The 19,160-nt window shown below is 61.6% G+C and carries 18 protein-coding genes; 8 read left to right on the top strand and 10 right to left on the bottom strand.

What is annotated here, in order from left to right:
- Nucleotides 1-22 precede the first annotated feature (22 nt).
- A complete protein-coding gene (locus ISP18_RS02015) occupies nucleotides 23-490 on the bottom strand; it encodes a low molecular weight protein-tyrosine-phosphatase (protein ID WP_380016515.1) in 468 nt (155 codons plus the stop codon).
- Nucleotides 491-559: 69 nt separating this feature from the next.
- On the opposite strand from ISP18_RS02015, the gene ISP18_RS02020 reads away from it, so the two are divergent.
- Together ISP18_RS02020 and ISP18_RS02025 are read left to right on the top strand one after the other, a co-directional pair.
- The gene (locus ISP18_RS02020) at nucleotides 560-814 is read left to right on the top strand and encodes a type II toxin-antitoxin system HicA family toxin (protein ID WP_380016517.1); all 255 of its coding nucleotides are present in this window, start codon (nucleotides 560-562) and stop codon (nucleotides 812-814) included.
- Entirely contained in the window at nucleotides 811-1,137 is a 327-nt protein-coding gene (locus tag ISP18_RS02025) for a type II toxin-antitoxin system HicB family antitoxin (RefSeq protein WP_380016519.1), read from the top strand. The genes ISP18_RS02020 and ISP18_RS02025 overlap by 4 nt, the downstream gene beginning before the upstream one ends.
- A gap of 2 nt (nucleotides 1,138-1,139) precedes the next feature.
- Here ISP18_RS02025 and kdsB read toward each other — a convergent pair whose 3' ends face one another.
- The 5 genes from kdsB to ISP18_RS02050 form a co-directional block, all read right to left on the bottom strand.
- Nucleotides 1,140-1,910, bottom strand: coding sequence for a 3-deoxy-manno-octulosonate cytidylyltransferase (kdsB, locus tag ISP18_RS02030; protein WP_380017602.1), 771 nt, complete (start codon nucleotides 1,908-1,910; stop codon nucleotides 1,140-1,142).
- A 176-nt stretch (nucleotides 1,911-2,086) separates the two neighbouring features.
- Complete coding sequence (gene aroA / locus ISP18_RS02035) at nucleotides 2,087-3,394, bottom strand: 3-phosphoshikimate 1-carboxyvinyltransferase (protein ID WP_380016521.1); 1,308 nt, start codon at nucleotides 3,392-3,394, stop codon at nucleotides 2,087-2,089.
- Complete coding sequence (gene pheA / locus ISP18_RS02040; protein ID WP_380016523.1) at nucleotides 3,391-4,479, bottom strand: prephenate dehydratase; 1,089 nt, start codon at nucleotides 4,477-4,479, stop codon at nucleotides 3,391-3,393. Before pheA ends, aroA begins: the two co-directional genes overlap by 4 nt.
- A 132-nt stretch (nucleotides 4,480-4,611) precedes the next feature.
- Nucleotides 4,612-5,697, bottom strand: coding sequence for a 3-phosphoserine/phosphohydroxythreonine transaminase (gene serC / locus ISP18_RS02045; protein WP_380016525.1), 1,086 nt, complete (start codon nucleotides 5,695-5,697; stop codon nucleotides 4,612-4,614).
- A 117-nt stretch (nucleotides 5,698-5,814) separates the two neighbouring features.
- Complete coding sequence (locus tag ISP18_RS02050; RefSeq protein WP_380016527.1) at nucleotides 5,815-6,585, bottom strand: FHA domain-containing protein; 771 nt, start codon at nucleotides 6,583-6,585, stop codon at nucleotides 5,815-5,817.
- A 101-nt stretch (nucleotides 6,586-6,686) separates the two neighbouring features.
- Between ISP18_RS02050 and ISP18_RS02055 the strand changes: the two genes are divergently transcribed.
- Nucleotides 6,687-6,965, top strand: coding sequence for a polyhydroxyalkanoic acid system family protein (locus ISP18_RS02055; RefSeq protein WP_380016529.1), 279 nt, complete (start codon nucleotides 6,687-6,689; stop codon nucleotides 6,963-6,965).
- Nucleotides 6,966-7,078: 113 nt separating this feature from the next.
- Nucleotides 7,079-7,297: a translation initiation factor IF-1 gene (infA, locus tag ISP18_RS02060; RefSeq protein ID WP_192677540.1), complete on the top strand. Its 219-nt coding sequence runs from the start codon at nucleotides 7,079-7,081 to the stop codon at nucleotides 7,295-7,297.
- A gap of 93 nt (nucleotides 7,298-7,390) precedes the next feature.
- Here the strand turns inward: infA and clpA are convergent, their stop codons facing one another.
- A complete protein-coding gene (clpA, locus tag ISP18_RS02065) occupies nucleotides 7,391-9,661 on the bottom strand; it encodes an ATP-dependent Clp protease ATP-binding subunit ClpA (RefSeq protein ID WP_380016531.1) in 2,271 nt (756 codons plus the stop codon).
- A gap of 123 nt (nucleotides 9,662-9,784) precedes the next feature.
- Entirely contained in the window at nucleotides 9,785-10,111 is a 327-nt protein-coding gene (gene clpS, locus ISP18_RS02070) for an ATP-dependent Clp protease adapter ClpS (protein WP_380017603.1), read from the bottom strand.
- Between the two features lie 138 nt (nucleotides 10,112-10,249).
- On the opposite strand from clpS, the gene ISP18_RS02075 reads away from it, so the two are divergent.
- Genes ISP18_RS02075 through hflD form a run of 3 tightly spaced genes read left to right on the top strand, consistent with a single transcriptional unit; the run spans nucleotide 10,250 to nucleotide 12,490 of the window.
- Entirely contained in the window at nucleotides 10,250-10,741 is a 492-nt protein-coding gene (locus ISP18_RS02075) for an NUDIX hydrolase (RefSeq protein ID WP_380016533.1), read from the top strand.
- On the top strand, nucleotides 10,738-11,865 hold the full coding sequence (gene mnmA / locus ISP18_RS02080) for a tRNA 2-thiouridine(34) synthase MnmA (RefSeq protein WP_380016535.1): 1,128 nt from the start codon (nucleotides 10,738-10,740) through the stop codon (nucleotides 11,863-11,865). Before ISP18_RS02075 ends, mnmA begins: the two co-directional genes overlap by 4 nt.
- A gap of 10 nt (nucleotides 11,866-11,875) precedes the next feature.
- Nucleotides 11,876-12,490: a high frequency lysogenization protein HflD gene (gene hflD, locus ISP18_RS02085; protein ID WP_380017604.1), complete on the top strand. Its 615-nt coding sequence runs from the start codon at nucleotides 11,876-11,878 to the stop codon at nucleotides 12,488-12,490.
- Nucleotides 12,491-12,504: 14 nt separating this feature from the next.
- On the opposite strand, the gene ISP18_RS02090 is transcribed toward hflD, so the two are convergent.
- The gene (locus ISP18_RS02090) at nucleotides 12,505-13,404 is read right to left on the bottom strand and encodes a LysR family transcriptional regulator (RefSeq protein WP_380016537.1); all 900 of its coding nucleotides are present in this window, start codon (nucleotides 13,402-13,404) and stop codon (nucleotides 12,505-12,507) included.
- Nucleotides 13,405-13,485: 81 nt separating this feature from the next.
- Entirely contained in the window at nucleotides 13,486-16,077 is a 2,592-nt protein-coding gene (gene acnB, locus ISP18_RS02095) for a bifunctional aconitate hydratase 2/2-methylisocitrate dehydratase (RefSeq protein WP_380016539.1), read from the bottom strand.
- 322 nt (nucleotides 16,078-16,399) lie between these two features.
- On the opposite strand from acnB, the gene acnA reads away from it, so the two are divergent.
- Nucleotides 16,400-19,150, top strand: coding sequence for an aconitate hydratase AcnA (gene acnA / locus ISP18_RS02100; RefSeq protein ID WP_380016541.1), 2,751 nt, complete (start codon nucleotides 16,400-16,402; stop codon nucleotides 19,148-19,150).
- Nucleotides 19,151-19,160: the final 10 nt, after the last annotated feature.

Consider the following 19,160-nt stretch of genomic DNA (forward strand, 5'->3'; position numbering starts at 1 on the left):
CAACCCCCGCTCTGAAAATGATTCAGGCGACGCGCAGGCGCTCGATCAATCCTCGAACGCCACGCTCGGCCAGCTCGACCGATTGCGTGAAGGCGGCCAGCCCGTCGTAGTACGGATCAGGGAAATCCCGCGGTGGCGTCGTACTGGCCCACTCCAGGAACAGGGCCAGCCGATCGTGCGCCGCGCCATCGGACACGCGCCGCATGTCCCGAAGATTGTTGCTGTCCATCGCCAGCAACAGGTCGTAGTGCTTGAAATCGGTAGCATGCAATTGACGCGCGCGGTGGGCTTCCAGCTCATACCCCGCTTTCACCGCAGCAGTGCGCATGCGTGGATCCGCCTGCTCGCCGGCATGCCAGCCTCCTGTGCCGCAGGATGCCACCTCGATGCCGAGCCCGGCGTCGGCAAAGTGTTGGCGCGCAATCGCTTCGACCAGCGGCGAGCGGCAGATATTGCCCAGGCAGACGAACAGAATGGATTCGATCGCCATGTATCAACACCTTGATATAAAAAGTAAATGACCTTATTCTGATAGCAGAATTTGCTATCAAATAATGCCATGAAGGCTAAGCATCGCAGGACGCTGGAATCCATCTACGCCACTCCCACACTTGGCAGCATCATCTTTGCCGAAATCGAAGCGCTAATAGTGGCTCTAGGTGGAGAAATCCGGGAGGGCAATGGATCGCGCGTTGCCTTTGAGCTAGGTGGCTCACGCAAATACCTACACCGCCCACATCCAGGGAAAGAGGCGAAGAAATACCAGGTGGAAGAACTGCGCAAATGGCTGATCGAGAGAGGCATCAAGTCATGAATAGCATGACGTACAAAGGCTACACCGCACGCGTCGATTTTGATGAGCGCGACAACATCTTTGTGGGTCTTGTGCTGGGCATCAAGGACAGCATCAGCTTTCACGGCAAGTCGGTGAGCGAGCTAACAAAAGACTTTCACGACGCTATTAATCATTACTTGGCCGATTGCAGAGCAACGGGCCGCGAGCCGGAGAAATCGTACTCGGGCAATCTCATGTTACGCATCTCTCCGGAAGTCCATGCTCATGTCGCCATGAGGGCCGCCGTGCATCGTAAGAGCATCAATGAATGGGCCGAAGACGTGCTCGCAAACGCCAGGTAAGATCATGCATTACTGAGCCACGCCTCGGCGCGCTGCAAATCCGCTTCGGTATCAATACCCGGCGGAAATGGCTCAGGCGTGAGGCGAACGGCGATGGGATAGCCGTGTTCCAGCACGCGCAATTGTTCCAGCGACTCGGCCTGCTCCAACGGCGTACGCGCCAAACCGGCGTATTGCTGCAGGAAGCCGGCGCGATAGGCGTAGATGCCGATGTGTCGCAGGAACGGCACCGCTTCCGGCAACGTGTTGCGATCCGCCGCGAAAGCATCACGCGCCCACGGCAGCGGTGCGCGGCTGAAATACATGGCGCGGCCTTGCGATGAACAGACCAGTTTCACCACGTTGGGATCGAACAGCTCATGCACGTCAGTGATCGGCGTGGCAAGCGTCGCCATCGGGGCGTTGTCTTCGGCAAGCGCATGCGCCACCTCCAGGATGCCGGCCGCGGGAGCGAAGGGTTCGTCGCCCTGCAGATTCACCACGATGGTGTCCGGCGGCCAGCCGTATAGCGCTACGCACTCGGCGAGGCGATCACTGCCGGAGGCATGATCGCTGCGGGTCATGCAGACATCCACGCCCTGCTCCGCCAACGCATCAACAATGCGTTCGTCGTCAGTGGCCACGACGACTTGCGTAGCACCGGCCTGCAGCGCGCGCTTGGCGACGCGAGCGATCATCGGCACGCCGGCGATCATGCGCAAGGGTTTGCCAGGCAGGCGGGTAGAGCCGTAGCGGGCGGGAATGGCGACGATGAAGTTGGGGATGGTTGGCATGTGCGTCGTCGACGGGATTGTTGGTCTTGCCATATCGTCATCCCGGCGAAGGCCGGGATCCAACCGAGTGCGTTGCACGAAGCAAACAACACCTATGTTGAGTGCTTCGCACGACGTATTAATACTGGATTCCGGCCTTCGCCGGAATGACGAGCTAGGGGTTCCGCGATATAAAGTCAGCTCAGCGCGAATCCGCAGTTATTAGCTAATTCCATAAACCCAGGGAACGATGTCGCCACATTGGCGCAATCACGAATCGTCACCGCTCCCTGCGCCACCAATCCCGCCACGGTAAAGCTCATCGCAATGCGATGATCGCCATGGCTGTCCACCGTGCCGCCGCCGATGCCGCCGCCGTCGATGATCGCGCCATCCGGCGTTTCCTCAATGCGAACGCCGAGCGCACGCAAGCCGGCAGCCATGGTGGCGATGCGATCCGATTCCTTGACGCGCAGTTCTGCGGCACCGCGCACCACTGTGCGTCCCTTCGCCACCGCCGCCGCGACGAACAACGAGGGAAACTCATCGATCATGTCAGGCACCAGCGCTTCGGGCAGTTCGATGCCGTGCAAAGGCGCGTGTCGCACGACCAGGTCGCCCACGGCTTCGCCGCCGCTTTCGCCTTGATTTTCGATGCGGATATCAGCGCCCATCAGGCGCAGCGCTTCGAGCAAACCGGTACGGCGTGGATTCAAGCCCACCGCAGGCAAGCGCAATACCGAGCCCGGCAGGATGCTGGCCGCGACCAGGAAAAAGGCTGCCGAGGAAAAATCCGCCGGCACAACGACATCGGTGGCACGCAGGCGATGGCCGCCTTCAAGCTTGGCATGGCCGGGCGAAAATTCGATCGGCCAGCCGAATGCCTGCAGCATGCGCTCGGTGTAGTCGCGCGTGGGATGCGGCTCGATCACTTCCGTGCTGCCTTCGGCGTACAGGCCCGCGAGCAGCAGCGCGGATTTCACTTGTGCGCTCGCCACCGGCAGCTCATAACGGATGCCATGCAGTGTACGGCCGCCGCGCACGAGCAACGGCGGCAGGCCGTCCTGCGTGTCGATTTGCGCACCCATCTTCGCCAGTGGATCGGTTACGCGCCGCATCGGGCGCTTGGAAAGCGACTCGTCGCCGATCAAGGTGCTGTCGAACGCTTGGCCCGCGAGCAGGCCCGCTAGCAAGCGCATGCCGGTGCCGGCGTTGCCGCAATCGAGCGGCTTGTTCGACGCACGCAACCCGTGCAGACCCACGCCATGCACAATGCGCTCGCCGGAAGACGGCGCCTCGATTCGCACACCAAGCTGCGCCAGCACAGCCGCCGTCGCGCGCGTGTCCTCGCCTTCCAGAAAACCACGGATGTGCGACGTGCCCTCGGCAATCGCCGAGAGCATCATTGAGCGATGCGATACCGACTTGTCGCCGGGCACCACTACGTCGCCGTGCAGAGCCGTTGCGGGCCGGCTGACCCAATCCAGACACTGCGCACCACTCATGGCAAGGCCACCGGATAGGAACCGAGCACACGCACCTGGGCCGCGTGCGGCCCCATGTCCTTCAAGGCGGCCTGCAGCGGCTCGCCATCAATGTGGCCCGATACGTCGATGAAGAAGGCGTACTGCCACTTGCCGGTATGCGCCGGACGCGATTCGATGCGATTCAAACTGACCCCATGTTTGGCGAACGGGCTCAATATCTCGTAGAGCGCGCCCGGTTTATCGTTGACGGTGATCAAAAGCGAGGTGCGGTCGTTGCCCGACGGCGGGAACAGCGAGCGGCCGATCACTAGGAAGCGCGTGGTGTTGTCGGCGCGATCCTCGATCGCCTGGGCGACGGTCTTCAAGCCGTAGACTTTCGCTGCGGTGGCGCCGGCGATCGCGGCGGCGTCATCGGCATGCCGTGCCAGGCGCGCGCCTTCCGCGTTACTGTGCACCGCGATGCATTCGGCGTTCGGCAGGTTCACGCGCAGCCAGGTCTTACATTGCTGCAGCGATTGCGCATGACCGTAGACGCGCTTGATGCCTTCCAGCGAATCGCGCTGCGACAGCAGGCATTGATGCACACGCAGTTCCACTTCACCGCAGATGCGCGCCTCGGACGTGAGGAACAGGTCCAGTGTCACCTGGATCATGCCCTGCCCGGAATTCTCCACCGGCACCACGCCGAAATCCGCGTGACCGGCTGCCACTTCCTGGAACACTTCCTCGATGCTGCCCAGCGGCAGCCCATAGGCGGCGTGGCCGAAATGCTTGCGCACGGCCTGTTCGCTAAAAGTGCCTTCCGGGCCGAGATAGCCGACCTTGAGCGGATCCTCCTGCGCCAGGCAGGAAGACATGATCTCGCGAAACAGGCGCACCATCTCCGTGTCGGACAGCGGCCCGTGGTTGCGGTCCACCACCATGCGCAGCACGTGTGCTTCGCGTTCGGGGCGGTAATAGTCGATCGCCGAAAGCCCCTCGCCTTTCACCCTGGCCACTTCGCGGGCCCAGTTGGCACGTTCGGAGATCAGCTCCTGGATCTGCCGGTCGATGCTGTCGATGCGGTCCCGCACGTCGCTCAGCGATAGCTTGGGGTCGGTCATGGATGTCCTGCCATTTGAGAAACTTAAGCTTAGGAGTGAGTGGAGCGGAGTGAGAAGTGAGAGAAAAGCCTAAAGCTTGCGGGTGGCCGCCTCTCTCTGACTTCTCACTCCGCTCCACTCACTCCTCGATTATCAGCTATGCCGGCGCGCGAAATCGCGCATGAAGTCCACCAGCGCCTGCACCGCCTCCGGTGGCACCGCGTTGTAGAGCGACGCGCGCATGCCACCCAGCGCCTTATGGCCTTTCAGGGCCATCAAGCCGGCCGCTTCCGATTCCTGCAGGAAGGCAGCATCGAGCCTGCTGTCTTGTAGGGTAAATGGCACGTTCATGCGCGAGCGTACCGGCGGATCGATCGGGTTGTGGTAGAAGCCACCGGAGCCGTCGATGGTCGCATAAAGCAGCTCGGCCTTCTGACGATTGCACTCGGCCATCGCGGTAAGGCCGCCGTTATCCCTCAGCCATTCGAAAGTCAGCCCGGCTAGGTACCAGCCCCAGGTGTTGGGCGTGTTGAGCATCGAGTCGTTGGCCGCTTGCTCGGCGTAGCGGAAGATCTTCGCCATCGGACGCGTGGGTCGCTCGAGCAGGTCGCGACGAATGATCATCAGCACCAGGCCCGACGGGCCGATGTTCTTCTGCGCGCCGGCGTAGATCAAACCAAAACGGCGCACGTCGATGGGGCCGGAGAGAATGTCGGACGACATGTCCGCCACCAGCGGTACGTTGCCCACGTCAGGAATCTGATGGAACTCGACACCATGGATAGTTTCGTTGCTGGCGATGTGTACGTACGAAGCACTCGGATCGAGCTTCCATGTCTCGCGCGGCGGCATGTGCAGATAGCTGTCGGCCTTGCTGGAAGCCGCCACGTTCACGCGCACGTACGGAGCGGCTTCACTGGCTGCCTTCTCGCTCCAATGCCCAGTGAGGATGTAGTCGGCGCTGTCGCCTTCGCGCGCGAGGTTCATCGGAATCTGCGCGAAGTGCTGCGTGGCCCCGCCCTGCTCGAACAGCACGACGTAGTCGTCGGGAATACTCATCAGCTCACGCAGATTCGCCTCCACCTGCTGCGCCATGGCAATGAAGCGCTTACCGCGATGGGATTGCTCCATCACCGAGGCGCTGCTGCCGTTCCAGTCCAACAGCTCGCGCTGCGCACGTTCGAGCACCGGCAGGGGCAATGCCGCCGGACCTGCACTGAAGTTCCACACCCTGCTCACGCACCGATTCCTGTCATGGATGATCGTTGCATTATGGCGCGACGCAGCAACATGGCGTCAATGTTGCAGGATGTACTCCCTCTCCCCGAAGGAGAGAGGGGACAAAAACAACACGCGTCAGGAATGCAGCAGTAGAAGCAAAGCAATACCAAGCGCCAATACCGCCGCCGTGGCGATCAGCCACCAGACTTCCCCACGCGGCCCGGCAGTGTCCTCAGGTAAGGGTTCGGGCGGCGCCGGTGGCAAGATGATCTCCGGCTCCGGCTCCAAGCCTGGCGCGTCGATCAGAAAGCGATGCATACCGATGCCGATCTGGTCGCCCGGCAGCAGTATCGTTTGCTGCGCGGCGATGCCGTTTACCCGCACCGGGTAGCGCGAATCCGCCGGCTGGCTGGTTTCCATGCGCAACTGGCCATCGCGCCAGAAAATCATCAGCGTGGCGTTTTCGCCCTGCTGCAAATCTAGCGGTACACGTCCATGCGGCCCCAGTTTCAGGTGATCGGCCAGCGGCAGCACTTGCCCCGAAAGCGGCCCGGCCACGGCGCGCAGCGCAACCGTGCAGCGCTCCTGCTCAGGCATCTCGGGCGACGTGCGTCCGATGGGGGCTTCATCCGCGCAGAGCAGCATGCGGCAATCGCCCACGCTGAGCATGTCGCCGGGACGCAGGATGGCGCGTTCGCGCACTGGACGCGCATTGACGTAGATGCGGGTGGCATCGGGGAACACGTCGAGCACCCAGCCGCGTCGATCCAGACTAATGCGCAAGTGATGCGATGCGACCTGGCCGGCGGCCAGAACCAAGTCATTGTCGGAATCGCTGCCGATGCGCAACAGCGGCTGATTCCAGTGGAACACCGTCCTGGTGGAGTTGGGAAACTCGATGCGCATGAAAAGACCGGCAAAGTGACGGCGGGACTCTAACAGAAGCACAGGAAATATCGACAGCAATTGCGTTTATCATGATCGGTTCATTCGTACGAGCTTCACCCATGCCCAGCATCGACATCCGCCGCCCACACCGTTTGTCCGCCGTCGAAGCACATGCCGTCATCGACCGGGTCGCCGCACGCATGCGGGAGAAATTTCAGGTCCTGACGCAATGGCAGAACGACACCACGCTGAGCTTCGAGCGTGCCGGCATCAGCGGCAAGATCGCCGTGGGCCCCGATGAAGTCCATGTGAGCGCAGAGCTCGGCATGCTGTTTTCCCCGCTCAAGGGCATGATCGAACAGGAAATCCGGCGCAAGCTGGACGAGCATTTCGCCTGAGCACCAGTGCACATTTTCCGCCTTCAAGGCAGGCTTCTTTGACCAGCCTGCGATACGTGGCATAATTGATGGCTTACGCGGCCATGGTGGTCCGCGCACACCTCCCGGAACGCATGGCCAAAGACGACGTCATTGAAATGGATGGTAAGGTCATAGAGACCCTGCCCAATACCATGTTTCGAGTACAGCTTGAAAACGGCCACGTCGTGATTGCTCATATCTCCGGCCGTATGCGCAAGCATTACATCCGCATCCTCACCGGCGACAAGGTGAAGGTGGAAATGACGCCCTACGATCTCACTAAGGGCCGCATTACCTACCGCGTGAAGTAAGCGCCACAGCGCACGCGCTGTCCGTTTGAAAAAGCCGCAAAAAAAGGCCGCGCAGGTGCGCGGCTTTTTTGTTGCAGCAACCCGTGGTCTCGCTCAGGATATGGTCGCCGGTACAGCCTCGGCCGCCTCGGTGTTCACCGCCAGCTCGCCATCCTTCACGCTCAGGCTCACCTTACCGCCTTCGGCCAGCTTACCGAACAGCAGTTCGTCGGCCAGCACGCGCTTGATCTTCTCCTGGATCACGCGTGCCATCGGACGGGCGCCCATCTGCGGATCGAAGCCATGCTCGGCCAACCAGCGGCGAGCATCCGCATCCACATCTAGCGCGACATGCTTCTCGCTGAGCTGAGATTCCAGCTCAATCAGGAACTTGTCGACCACGCGCAGAATGTGCTCGAAATCCAGCGGATTGAACTGGATGATCGCATCCAGGCGATTGCGGAACTCCGGTGTAAAGCTGCGGCGGATCACTTCCATCGCGTCCATCGAATGGTTCTGTTTCACGAAACCGATGCTGCGGCGCGAAGCCTGCTGGGCACCCGCGTTGGTAGTCATCACCACGATCACGTTCTTGAAGTTCGCCTCACGACCGTTGGTATCGGTAAGCACGCCGCGGTCCATCACCTGCAGCAGGATGTTGAACACATCCGGATGCGCCTTCTCGATTTCATCCAGCAGCAGCACGGCGTGCGGATGCTTGGTGACCGCCTCGGTGAGCAGGCCACCTTGGTCGAAACCGACGTAGCCCGGAGGCGCACCCACCAGGCGCGAGACCGAATGCGCTTCCATGTACTCGGACATGTCGAAGCGGATCATCTCGATGCCGAGCTGCATGGCCAACTGTTTGGTGACCTCTGTCTTGCCCACGCCGGTAGGGCCGGCGAGCAGGAAGCAGCCGATCGGCTTGGACGGATCGGCCAGGCCCGAACGTGCCATCTTGATGGAAGCCGCCAGGGCTTCGATGGCCGGGTCCTGCCCGAACACCACCATCTTGAGGTTGCGCTCCAGGTTCTTCAGCACATCGCGGTCAGACGCCGAGACCTGCTTGGCCGGAATGCGCGCCATCTTGGCGACGATGTATTCCACTTCCGGTACGTCGATCTTGCCAGTGCGCTGCTCGACCGGCAGCAGGCGCTGGCGGGCACCGGCTTCGTCGATCACGTCAATGGCTTTGTCGGGCAGCAGGCGATCGGGAATGTGCTTCACCGACAGATCTACCGCGGCCTTCAGCGCTTCCATCGTGTAGGACACGTTGTGGTGTTCCTCGAAACGAGACCTCAGGCCCTTAAGGATTTCCAAGCTGTCGGCCACGCTAGGTTCGACGACGTCAATCTTCTGGAAGCGGCGCGCCAGCGCGCGATCTTTCTCGAAGATGCCGCGGAATTCCTGGAACGTGGTGGAACCGATGCAACGCAACTCGCCCGACGCAAGCATGGGCTTAATCAGGTTGCTGGCGTCCATGGTACCGCCCGAGGCAGAACCGGCGCCGATGATGGTGTGAATCTCGTCGATGAAGAGAACCGCCCCCGGCTGCTTCTTCAGCTGACCGATGACGGCTTTCAGGCGCTTCTCGAAATCGCCGCGATACTTGGTGCCGGCCACGAGCGCACCCAGGTCCAGCGCCCAGATAGTGGCGTTTTCCAGCACCTCCGGCACCTCGCCGTCGACGATGCGCTTGGCCAAGCCTTCGGCCAGCGCAGTCTTACCGACGCCGGCCTCGCCGACGTAGAGCGGATTGTTCTTGCGGCGGCGGCATAGCACCTGGATGGTGCGCTCGATCTCGTCCTGGCGGCCGATCAGCGGGTCGATCTTGCCTTCCAGCGCCAGTTCGTTGAGGTTGGTGGCGTACTCACTGAGCGGATTGCCCTTGCCCTCACCGCCTTCCTCGGCATCGCGCTCGCTGCCGGAGATGCCGCTGGAGGGCTCGTCGCCGATCTTGGCGATGCCGTGTGAAATGTAGTTGACCACGTCCAGGCGCGTGATTTCCTGCTGATGCAGGAAATACACGGCGTGGGAGTCCTTTTCGCCGAAGATCGCCACCAATACGTTGGCGCCGGTGACTTCTTTCCGACCGGACGACTGCACGTGATACACCGCCCGCTGCAGCACGCGCTGGAAGCCCAGCGTGGGCTGAGTATCGCGTTCGTCGCCGTGCGGCAGCACCGGCACGGTCTCGGCGATGATCTTTTCCAATTCATGGGTCAGCCGCGGGAGGTCGGCGCCGCAGGCGCGCAGGGCGCCCAGCGCCGATTGGTTTTCCGTGAGCGCGAGCAGCAGGTGCTCCACCGTCATGAACTCGTGGCGCTGTTCGCGGGCCTGCTTGTAGCACTGGCCGATGGTGACTTCGAGATCCTTGCTGAACATCCGGACCTACTCCACTGCAATGTTAGGGCGGCATCTACCGCGATAGATGCAAGATGGGGGCCAAAAAGGGCCCGATCAATATCTCCACACAAGGGCCGCCTTGGCGAAAGCTTGAACGGATTCTCAAACCTTTTCCATCGTGCATAACAGAGGATGCTGATTGGCACGTGAATATTCGTTCACCTGGGTGACCTTGGTTTCGGCCACCTCGCGAGTGAACACCCCGCACACGCCCTTGCCGCGGGTGTGTACGTGCAACATGATTTGTACGGCTTTTTCCTGGTCCATGCCAAAGAACATACGCAGCACCTCGACCACGAAGTCCATCGGTGTGAAATCGTCGTTCAGCAGCAGCACCTGAAACAGAGGCGGACGCGCCACCTCAGGTTTCGATACTTCCACAGTGAGTCCATGCCCACTGCCGTGTTCTTGCTCGGATTCGTTCGCCATGCTTTGAAAAATGGATTCGGGCCTGTTCGGTTGCAGTATACGCCTGGCGCTTATCTTGCTACTCGGCGAGTGCGCTTGAGGTAATGGCACAATAACGATATTTCCAGTGCCCTTCCCCAGGGCTTCCTTGACTTCAAGATGACAATACCTGACAGCTCCAGCCATGACGTGTGGCGTCCTCGTGTAACAGTCGCGTGTGTGGTGACAGATCGCGACCGTTACCTCATGGTTGAAGAGGAGATCAACGGCTGCATGGCCTATAACCAGCCGGCGGGCCATTTGGACGATTTCGAGAGCCTGCAACAGGCTGCCGTGCGCGAGACGCGTGAAGAAACTGGCTGGACAGTGGCGTTGACACATTTAATCGGCGTGCACCAATGGCGCAGCAAGGAGCACTGCGAGGTAATCGTGCGCTTCAGCTTTGCGGCCAAGCCGTTGCATCACGATCCTCAGCAACCACTCGATGTCGGTGTTCGCCGCGCGCTGTGGCTGACACGCGGCGAAATAGCGGCGCTGGGCGAACGCCTGCGCAGTCCGATGGTGCTGATGAGCATCGACGACTGGCTGGCCGGGCAGCGCCTACCGTTGTCGGTGGTGACCAGCCTGATGCCTAGCGGTGACGCCCCATGAAGGTGATGCTGGGCATTTCCGGCGGCGTCGATTCCTCGGTCGCTGCGCTGCTGTTGCAGCAGGCCGGCCACGAGGTGGAAGGCCTGTTCATGCAGAACTGGGAGGAAGACGATCGCAGCGGCCCCTGCACCGCCGATGCGGACCGCAAGGACGCCGTGGCCGTCTGCGGCCGATTAGGCATTCCCTTCCATGCCCGCAATTTCGCTGCGGAGTACTGGGACGGCGTGTTCGAGCATTTCTTGGCCGAGTACCGCGCCGGGCGCACGCCCAACCCGGACGTGCTGTGCAATCGTGAAATCAAGTTCAAGACCTTCCTGGACGAGGCGCGCGCCCTGGGCGCGGAAAAAATTGCCACCGGTCACTACGCGCGCGTGGACTGTCTGGACGGTCGCTACCGCCTGCTGCGCGCGGTGGACGGCAGCAAGGATCAGACCTACTTCCTGCACGCACTGGGCCAGCAGCAACTCGCCGCCACCCTGTTTCCCGTGGGTGAGATCGAAAAAACGCAAGTGCGTGAGATGGCGCGCCAAGCCGCCCTGCCCACGCACGCCAAGAAGGATTCCACCGGTATCTGCTTTATCGGCGAGCGCGATTTTCGTCAGTTTCTGACTCAATACATCCCTGCCCGCCCCGGCGAAATGCGCAGCCCGGACGGCCGCTTGATCGGCGAGCATCAGGGTGTGATGTATTACACCTTGGGCCAGCGCAATGGCTTGGGGATTGGTGGGCGTCAAAATGCCGGCGGTGAACCCTGGTACGTAGTCGGCAAGGACGTGGCCCGTAATGTGCTCTACGTGGCCCAGGGCGGCGAGAACGAGTGGCTGCAGTCCCGGCGGCTGATCGCCGAGACACCTGCCTGGGTAGCAGGCTTAGCGCCAGCCAGGGAGCTTCGCTGCACCGCCAAGACCCGCTACCGGCAGCACGATCAGGCCTGCGTGGTGTCCTTACACAATGATCAATTGGAAGTACGGTTCGACGAGCCACAACGTGCCGTCACGCCCGGCCAGTCGGTGGTGTTCTACGCCGGCGAGGAATGCCTGGGCGGCGCAGTGATCGCGGCTACTGACGCCGCCTACGGTGGCCTTGCCCCTCAACAAGTAGAGAGTGTGACGCAGCGTGTTTAAAGCCTTCGCCATCAACGAGGAACGTGTACTGGCGCTGGCTGGGTTGTTCCAGGCCTCCGCCCTGGCGCATCAGCTGGCGAATGAAGGACGCTGCGACGATCTCGCGCTCGACGCCAGTCTGGCAAGCGTATTCCGCATCGATGCGCCCTCCGTGGTCGGCGTGTACGGCAACGTTTCGGGCATCCGTCTGGGACTGCGTACGCTGATCGGCCAGTTGGACGAAAACGGTCGCGACATGGCGATCACGCGCATGGTGGTCACGGTGATGCGCTTGGAGCGCAGCCTCGCCCATCACAAAGATCTGCTCGACGAACTGCAGCAAGGCATCGTGTCCGCCAAACGGCAGGTGGATCACTTCGGACTGAATTCGCCACAGGTGTACAGCCGCCTGGCCGAACTGTATGCCAGCACGCTGTCGACGCTGCGGCCGCGAGTGATGGTGACCGGCAACCCGCAATGGCTACAGCAACCGGCACTCGTGGAACGCGTGCGCGCAAGCCTGCTGGCAGCAGTACGCTCGGCGGTGCTATGGCGGCAGATCGGTGGGCGTCAGTACCAACTACTGCTGCATCGTCGGCAGTGCACGATGTTGGCGCGCGGTCTGCTGACCGGAACCACCCTGTAACGGCCATTGAGGGTTTACACAGCTTCTATGAGACGCAACCCAGGCCTCTGCTTCGCGAGCTTACGCAATAACTCTGCGAAGGCTTGCAGATCACCATGCCACGGCGACGCCTCGCGCCAATACAGCGCAATCTCCCGCCCTGGTGCATCACCTCGGATCTTCGCCAGCACGATGTCCGGCATCGACGCCAACCGATCGTGCGCAAGCGCCGGCACCAGCCCATGTCCGCCGCGCAAAGTGACCAGCGCAGCAAGACTCTCCAGACTCACGTCCTGTACATAGCCTTCGCCATCGGCATGGCTTTCCGCCATCAAAATGGCTTGGCTGACATCCAATTGATCCATCGAGATAGTGCGCTTGCCGGCGAGCGGATGATCGGCGCGCAGCAGTACTTCCCAGGGTTCGAAGAACAGCGGACACATGACGATGCCGCTGAGTGACGATGCAGGCGGCGCCAGCACTGCGTCGAGTTCACCTTCGTGTAGGCGACGCAACAATCCGCGCGGTTTGCCTTCGGACAGGCTCAAACGCGCACCGGGAAAATGCTGTGGAAACGGTTCGATCAAATGTGGCAGCAGATACGGCCCTAACGTGGCCAGCACACCCAGACGCAACTCACCACCGAATGCGGTGTCGTCGGCACGCGCCGCTTGCTGTAGATGCTCGGCCGCCAGTAGTACCGCATCGATCTGCTCCAGCAAACGCTGGCCGCCCGCCGTGGGCACGACGCGCCGTCCGCCGCGCTCGAACAGTGGCGCACCGAGCGCTTGTTCCACCTTCTGCACCTGATGCGAAAGGCCCGATGGGCTGATGTGCATCGCCCGTGCCGCGCTGTTGAAGCTGCCGTGTCGGTGCACGGCTTGCACCAGGATCAGGTCGCGCAACGAAACGGCGGATAGGTGGGAAGAGATCATTGCGCAAGCATAAACGACGAAGCCCGGCATAAGCCGGGCTTCGTGATCCCCTCCCGTCAGGAGAGGGAAGGTTTCATGCACTCAAGCTCCGACCGTATCCGCCACTTCCTTGAAATCAGCGATCTGATCGAAGTTCATGTAGCGATAGATCTTCTCGCCGTTCGCGTTGATCACGCCGATGTCGGTCATGTATTCCTGCTTGGTCGGGATGCGGCCAAGGCGCGAGCAGATGGCGGCGAGTTCCGCCGAACCCAGGTATACATTGGTGTTCTTACCCAGGCGATTCGGGAAGTTACGCGTAGAGGTAGAAAACACCGTGGCACCTTCGCGCGCCTGCGCCTGATTACCCATGCACAGCGAGCAGCCGGGCATTTCCATGCGCGCGCCGGCCGTACCTAGCACGCCGTAGTGACCTTCCTCGGTGAGCTGCTTCTGGTCCATCTTGGTCGGCGGGGCGACCCACAGGCGCGTGGGAATGTCGCGCTTGCCTTCCAGCAGCTTCGACGCCGCACGGAAGTGACCGATGTTGGTCATGCATGAGCCGATGAATACCTCATCGATCTTTGCACCGGCCACATCGGACAGCGTCTTGACGTCGTCCGGATCGTTCGGGCAGGCCACGATCGGCTCGTGTACGTCAGCCAGATCGATGTCGATGACGGCGGCATATTCGGCGTCCGCATCACGCTCCAGCAACTGCGGATTGGCCAGCCACGCTTCCATCGCCTTGATGCGGCGCTGCAGGCTGCGAACATCCTGATAGCCCTGCGCGATCATGTACTTCAGCAGCGTGATGTTGCTGTTGATGTATTCGATGATCGGCGCTTTGTCGAGGTGCACGGTGCAACCAGCGGCGGAGCGCTCAGCGGAGGCATCGGACAGCTCGAACGCCTGCTCGACCTTCAGATTCGGCAAGCCTTCGATTTCCAGGATTCGGCCGGAGAAGATGTTCTTCTTGCCCTGCTTGGCCACCGTGAGAAGACCTTGCTTGATGGCGTACAGCGGAATCGCGTTGACCAGGTCGCGCAGCGTCACGCCCGGCTGCAGTTCGCCCTTGAAGCGCACCAGCACGGATTCGGGCATATCGAGCGGCATCACGCCGGTGGCCGCGGCGAACGCCACCAGGCCGGAACCGGCCGGAAAGGAAATGCCAATCGGGAAGCGCGTGTGGCTGTCGCCGCCGGTGCCGACGGTGTCGGGCAGCAGCATGCGGTTGAGCCAGGAATGGATCACGCCGTCGCCCGGACGCAGGCTGATGCCGCCGCGCGTGGAAATGAAGGTCGGCAAATCATGGTGCGTCTTGACGTCGACGGGCTTGGGATAGGCGGCGGTGTGGCAGAACGACTGCATCACCAGGTCCGCGGAAAAGCCGAGGCAGGCCAGATCCTTCAACTCGTCGCGTGTCATCGGGCCAGTAGTGTCCTGCGAGCCCACCGAGGTCATCTTCGGCTCGCAGTACGTACCTGGGCGCATGCCTTTGCCTTCCGGCAGACCGCAGGCGCGGCCAACCATTTTCTGCGCCAGCGTGTAGCCCTTGCCGGTATCGGCCGGGTTCTGCGGTAGACGGAACAGCGTCGATGGCGACAAGCCCAACGCCTCGCGCGCCTTGGCGGTGAGGCCGCGGCCGATGATCAGCGGAATGCGGCCGCCGGCGCGCACTTCGTCGAACAACACGTCGGACTTCACCTGAAACTCGGCGATCACCTGGCCGTTCTTCAGCGCCTTGCCTTCATACGGACGCAGCTCGACCACGTCGCCCATCTCCATGCTGGAGACGTCCAGCTCGATCGGCAGCGCACCGGCATCTTCCATGGTGTTGTAGAAGATGGGCGCGATCTTGCTGCCCAGGCACACGCCGCCGAAGCGCTTATTCGGAATGAAGGGAATGTCCTCGCCCGTCCACCACAGCACCGAGTTGGTGGCCGACTTGCGGCTGGAGCCGGTACCGACCACGTCGCCGACGTAGGCAACCAGGTGACCCTTTTGCTTGAGGTCCTGGATCAGCTGAATCGGGCCGCGCTTGCCGTCTTCCTCCGGCTGGAACGGTGCGCCGTCGCGCTTGTTCTTCAGCATCGCCAGCGCATGCAGCGGGATGTCCGGGCGCGTAGTGGCATCGGGTGCCGGCGAGAGATCGTCGGTATTGGTTTCGCCCGGCACCTTGAACACGGTGATGGTGAGGCTCTGTGGCACTTCCGGACGGCTGGTGAACCACTCGGCATCGGCCCAGCTTTGCAGCACGCCCTTGGCATTGGCGTTGCCCTTGTCGGCTTTCTCTTTCACGTCGTGGAAGGCGTCGAACATCAGCAGCGTTTTCTTCAGCGCTTCGGCTGCGATGCCGCCGACTTGTGCGTCATCCAGCAGTTCGATCAGCGGATGGATGTTGTAGCCGCCAAGCATGGTGCCCAGCAGTTCCGTGGCTTTCTCGCGACTGATCAGTGCGCATGGTTCGGTGCCGAACGCCACCGCGGCGAGATAGGACGCCTTGACCTTGGCCGCATCATCCACACCGGCCGGCACGCGGTGGGTGATCAGGTCAACCAGGAAGGCCTCTTCGCCCGCGGGTGGGTTCTTCAACAGGTCGATCAGGTCGGCGGTCTGCTGGGCCGACAGCGGCAGCGCGGGGATACCCAGCGCAGCGCGCTCGGCAACATGTTGGCGGTAGGCGTTGAGCATGTGGTCGGTTCCTCGGGGAATGATGCAGTTGCCGTAACGGCCCCTCACCGCGAGGAGAGGGAGCAGAGAAGCGCGTATTTTGCCAGCCGGCCCCAAACACCAGCAACGAAAACCTGTTTCCGCCTGCGTTCGAAATCTTGCAATGCGATCATGGCCAAATAGCTCGAAAGTGGGTTGCGTGACCACCGATTTGGCCCAAACTTCGCGGCATCCCCCAAACAGAACGCGAACCTCCTTGCAATTCCCCTAACGCTCGCTGCTTTAGCATCTACCTGTTACGCCGCGTGCGTCCGCCAGACTTCAAGCAACAGGAGTTATCCCCATGCTGGATTCATTCGCCACCCGCGACACCCTCAAGGTCAACGGCAGCTCGTACCAGATCGCCAGTCTCGCCAAGCTCGGCCAGCAGTTCGATCTGAAGCACCTGCCCTACTCGATGAAGATCCTGCTGGAAAACCTGTTACGCCATGAGGACGGCGTCAACGTCACCAAGAAGGAAATCGAAGCGGTCGCCAAATGGGATCCCAAGGCCGAACCGGATACCGAAATTTCCTTCATGCCGGCGCGCGTGGTGCTGCAGGATTTCACCGGTGTGCCCTGCGTAGTGGACCTGGCGGCGATGCGCGATGCGGTGGTGAAGCTGGGCGGCGATGCCAACCAGATCAATCCGCTTGCTCCGGCCGAACTGGTGATCGATCACTCGGTGCAGGTCGACGTGTTCGGCTCGCCCTCGGCCATAGATAAGAACGTCGAGATCGAATTCGAGCGCAACCATGAGCGCTACTCGTTCCTGCGCTGGGGCCAGAAAGCCTTCAACAACTTCAAGGTAGTGCCGCCGCGCACCGGCATCGTGCACCAGGTGAACCTGGAGCACCTGGCGCGCGTAGTGTTCACTGGCAAGAAGGATGGCGCGGATTGGGCGTACCCCGATACCGTGTTCGGCACCGACTCGCACACCACCATGGTCAACGGTTTGGGCGTGTTGGGCTGGGGTGTAGGCGGCATCGAAGCGGAAGCGGCGATGCTGGGACAACCGTCCTCGATGCTGATTCCGCAAGTGGTGGGGTTCAAGCTCACCGGCAGGCTGCCCGAGGGTGTGACCGCCACGGATCTGGTGCTCACTGTCACGCAGATGCTGCGCAAGCTCGGCGTGGTCGGTAAGTTCGTGGAATTCTTCGGCGAGGGGTTGAAGCATCTGCCACTAGCCGACCGCGCCACCATCGGCAACATGGCGCCGGAATACGGCGCGACCTGTGGCATCTTTCCGGTCGATCAGGAAGCGCTGAACTATCTGCACCTCTCCGGCCGCAGCGAAGATCAGATCGAACTAGTGAAAACGTACGCGCAGGCGCAAGGTCTGTGGCACGACGAAAACACGCCGCATCCGCAATTCTCCACCACACTGGAACTCAACCTCGCCGACGTGAAGCCATCAATGGCCGGCCCCAAGCGCCCGCAGGATCGCGTACTGCTGGAAGACGTCAAGAAGAGCTTCCATGACAGCCTCGGCGCGCTCATCGCCAACCGCAAGAACAGCGGCGAGGTGCGTGGCGAAGCACGCTTTGCCGGCGAAGGCGGCGGCACCGCCGTGGGTCATGACGCCAGCGCCTTGGCCCAGGGTCAGCACGTATCGATGAACGGCGAGAGTTTTCATCTGCAAGATGGCGCCGTGGTGATCGCCGCGATCACTTCGTGCACGAATACGTCCAATCCGGCCGTGATGCTCGGCGCCGGCCTGCTCGCCAAGAAAGCCGCGGCGAAAGGACTGAAAGCCAAGCCGTGGGTGAAGACCTCGCTCGCGCCCGGCTCGCTGGTGGTCACCGATTACCTGGAGAAAACCGGTCTGCTGAAAGAACTGGAGAAGGTCGGCTTCTACCTGGTCGGCTACGGCTGCACCACCTGCATCGGCAACTCCGGTCCTTTGCCACAGGAAATCAGCAAAGGCATTGGTGAAGGCGATCTGGCGGTGGCTTCGGTGCTCTCCGGCAATCGCAACTTCGAAGGCCGCGTGCATCCGGAAGTGAAAATGAACTACCTGGCCTCGCCGCCGCTGGTGGTGGCTTATGCACTTGCTGGTTCGCTGGGCGTGAATCTCGCCACGGATCCGCTCGGCACCGGTAGCGATGGCAAACCGGTGTATCTCAAAGACGTCTGGCCGAGTAACAAGGAAATCTCCGATGTGATCGCCGGCGCGGTCAGCCCGGACATGTTCAAGAAGAACTACGCTGACGTGTTCAAGGGCGACAGCCGCTGGAACAGCATCGCCTCGCCGGAAGGTGCCGTGTACAAATGGGCCGATTCCACCTACATCAAGAACCCGCCCTACTTCGAAGGTATGACGATGGCGACGGGCAAGATCGAGGACGTCCACGGCGCGCGCGTGCTGGGGCTGTTCGGCGACTCGATCACCACCGATCACATCTCGCCTGCCGGCTCGATCAAGAAGGACAGCCCGGCCGGTAGATTCCTTATCTCCAAGGGCGTGGAACCGAAGGATTTCAACTCCTATGGCTCCCGCCGTGGCAACGACGACGTGATGGTGCGCGGCACCTTCGCCAACATCCGCATCAAGAACATGATGCTGGATGGTGTGGAAGGCGGCTACACACTATACGTGCCGAGCGGCGAGCAGATGGCCATCTACGACGCCGCGATGAAATACAAAGCGGACAAGACGCCGCTGATCGTGATCGCCGGCAAGGAATACGGCACCGGCTCCTCGCGCGACTGGGCGGCCAAAGGCACGCTGCTGCTCGGCGTGAAAGCGGTGATCGCGGAGAGCTTCGAGCGTATCCATCGCTCCAACCTGGTCGGCATGGGCGTGCTGCCGCTGCAGTTCAAGGATGGCGAGAACGCGAAGTCGCTCGGCCTGACCGGCAAGGAGACGTTCGAGATCACCGGTCTGCAAGACGGCGAGGCGAAGGAAGCCAAAGTGGTTGCCAAGAGCGATAAGGGCGAGAAGACTTTTACCGTGAAGGTGCTGCTGCTCACGCCGAAGGAGCGGGAGTTCTTCCGTCATGGCGGCATCTTGCAGTACGTGTTGCGTCAGCTGGCCAGCAAGAAGGCCGCGTAACCACGTAAAC

Source organism: Dyella humi, from assembly GCF_044904605.1.
Taxonomy (GTDB): Bacteria; Pseudomonadota; Gammaproteobacteria; order Xanthomonadales; family Rhodanobacteraceae; genus Dyella_B; species Dyella_B humi.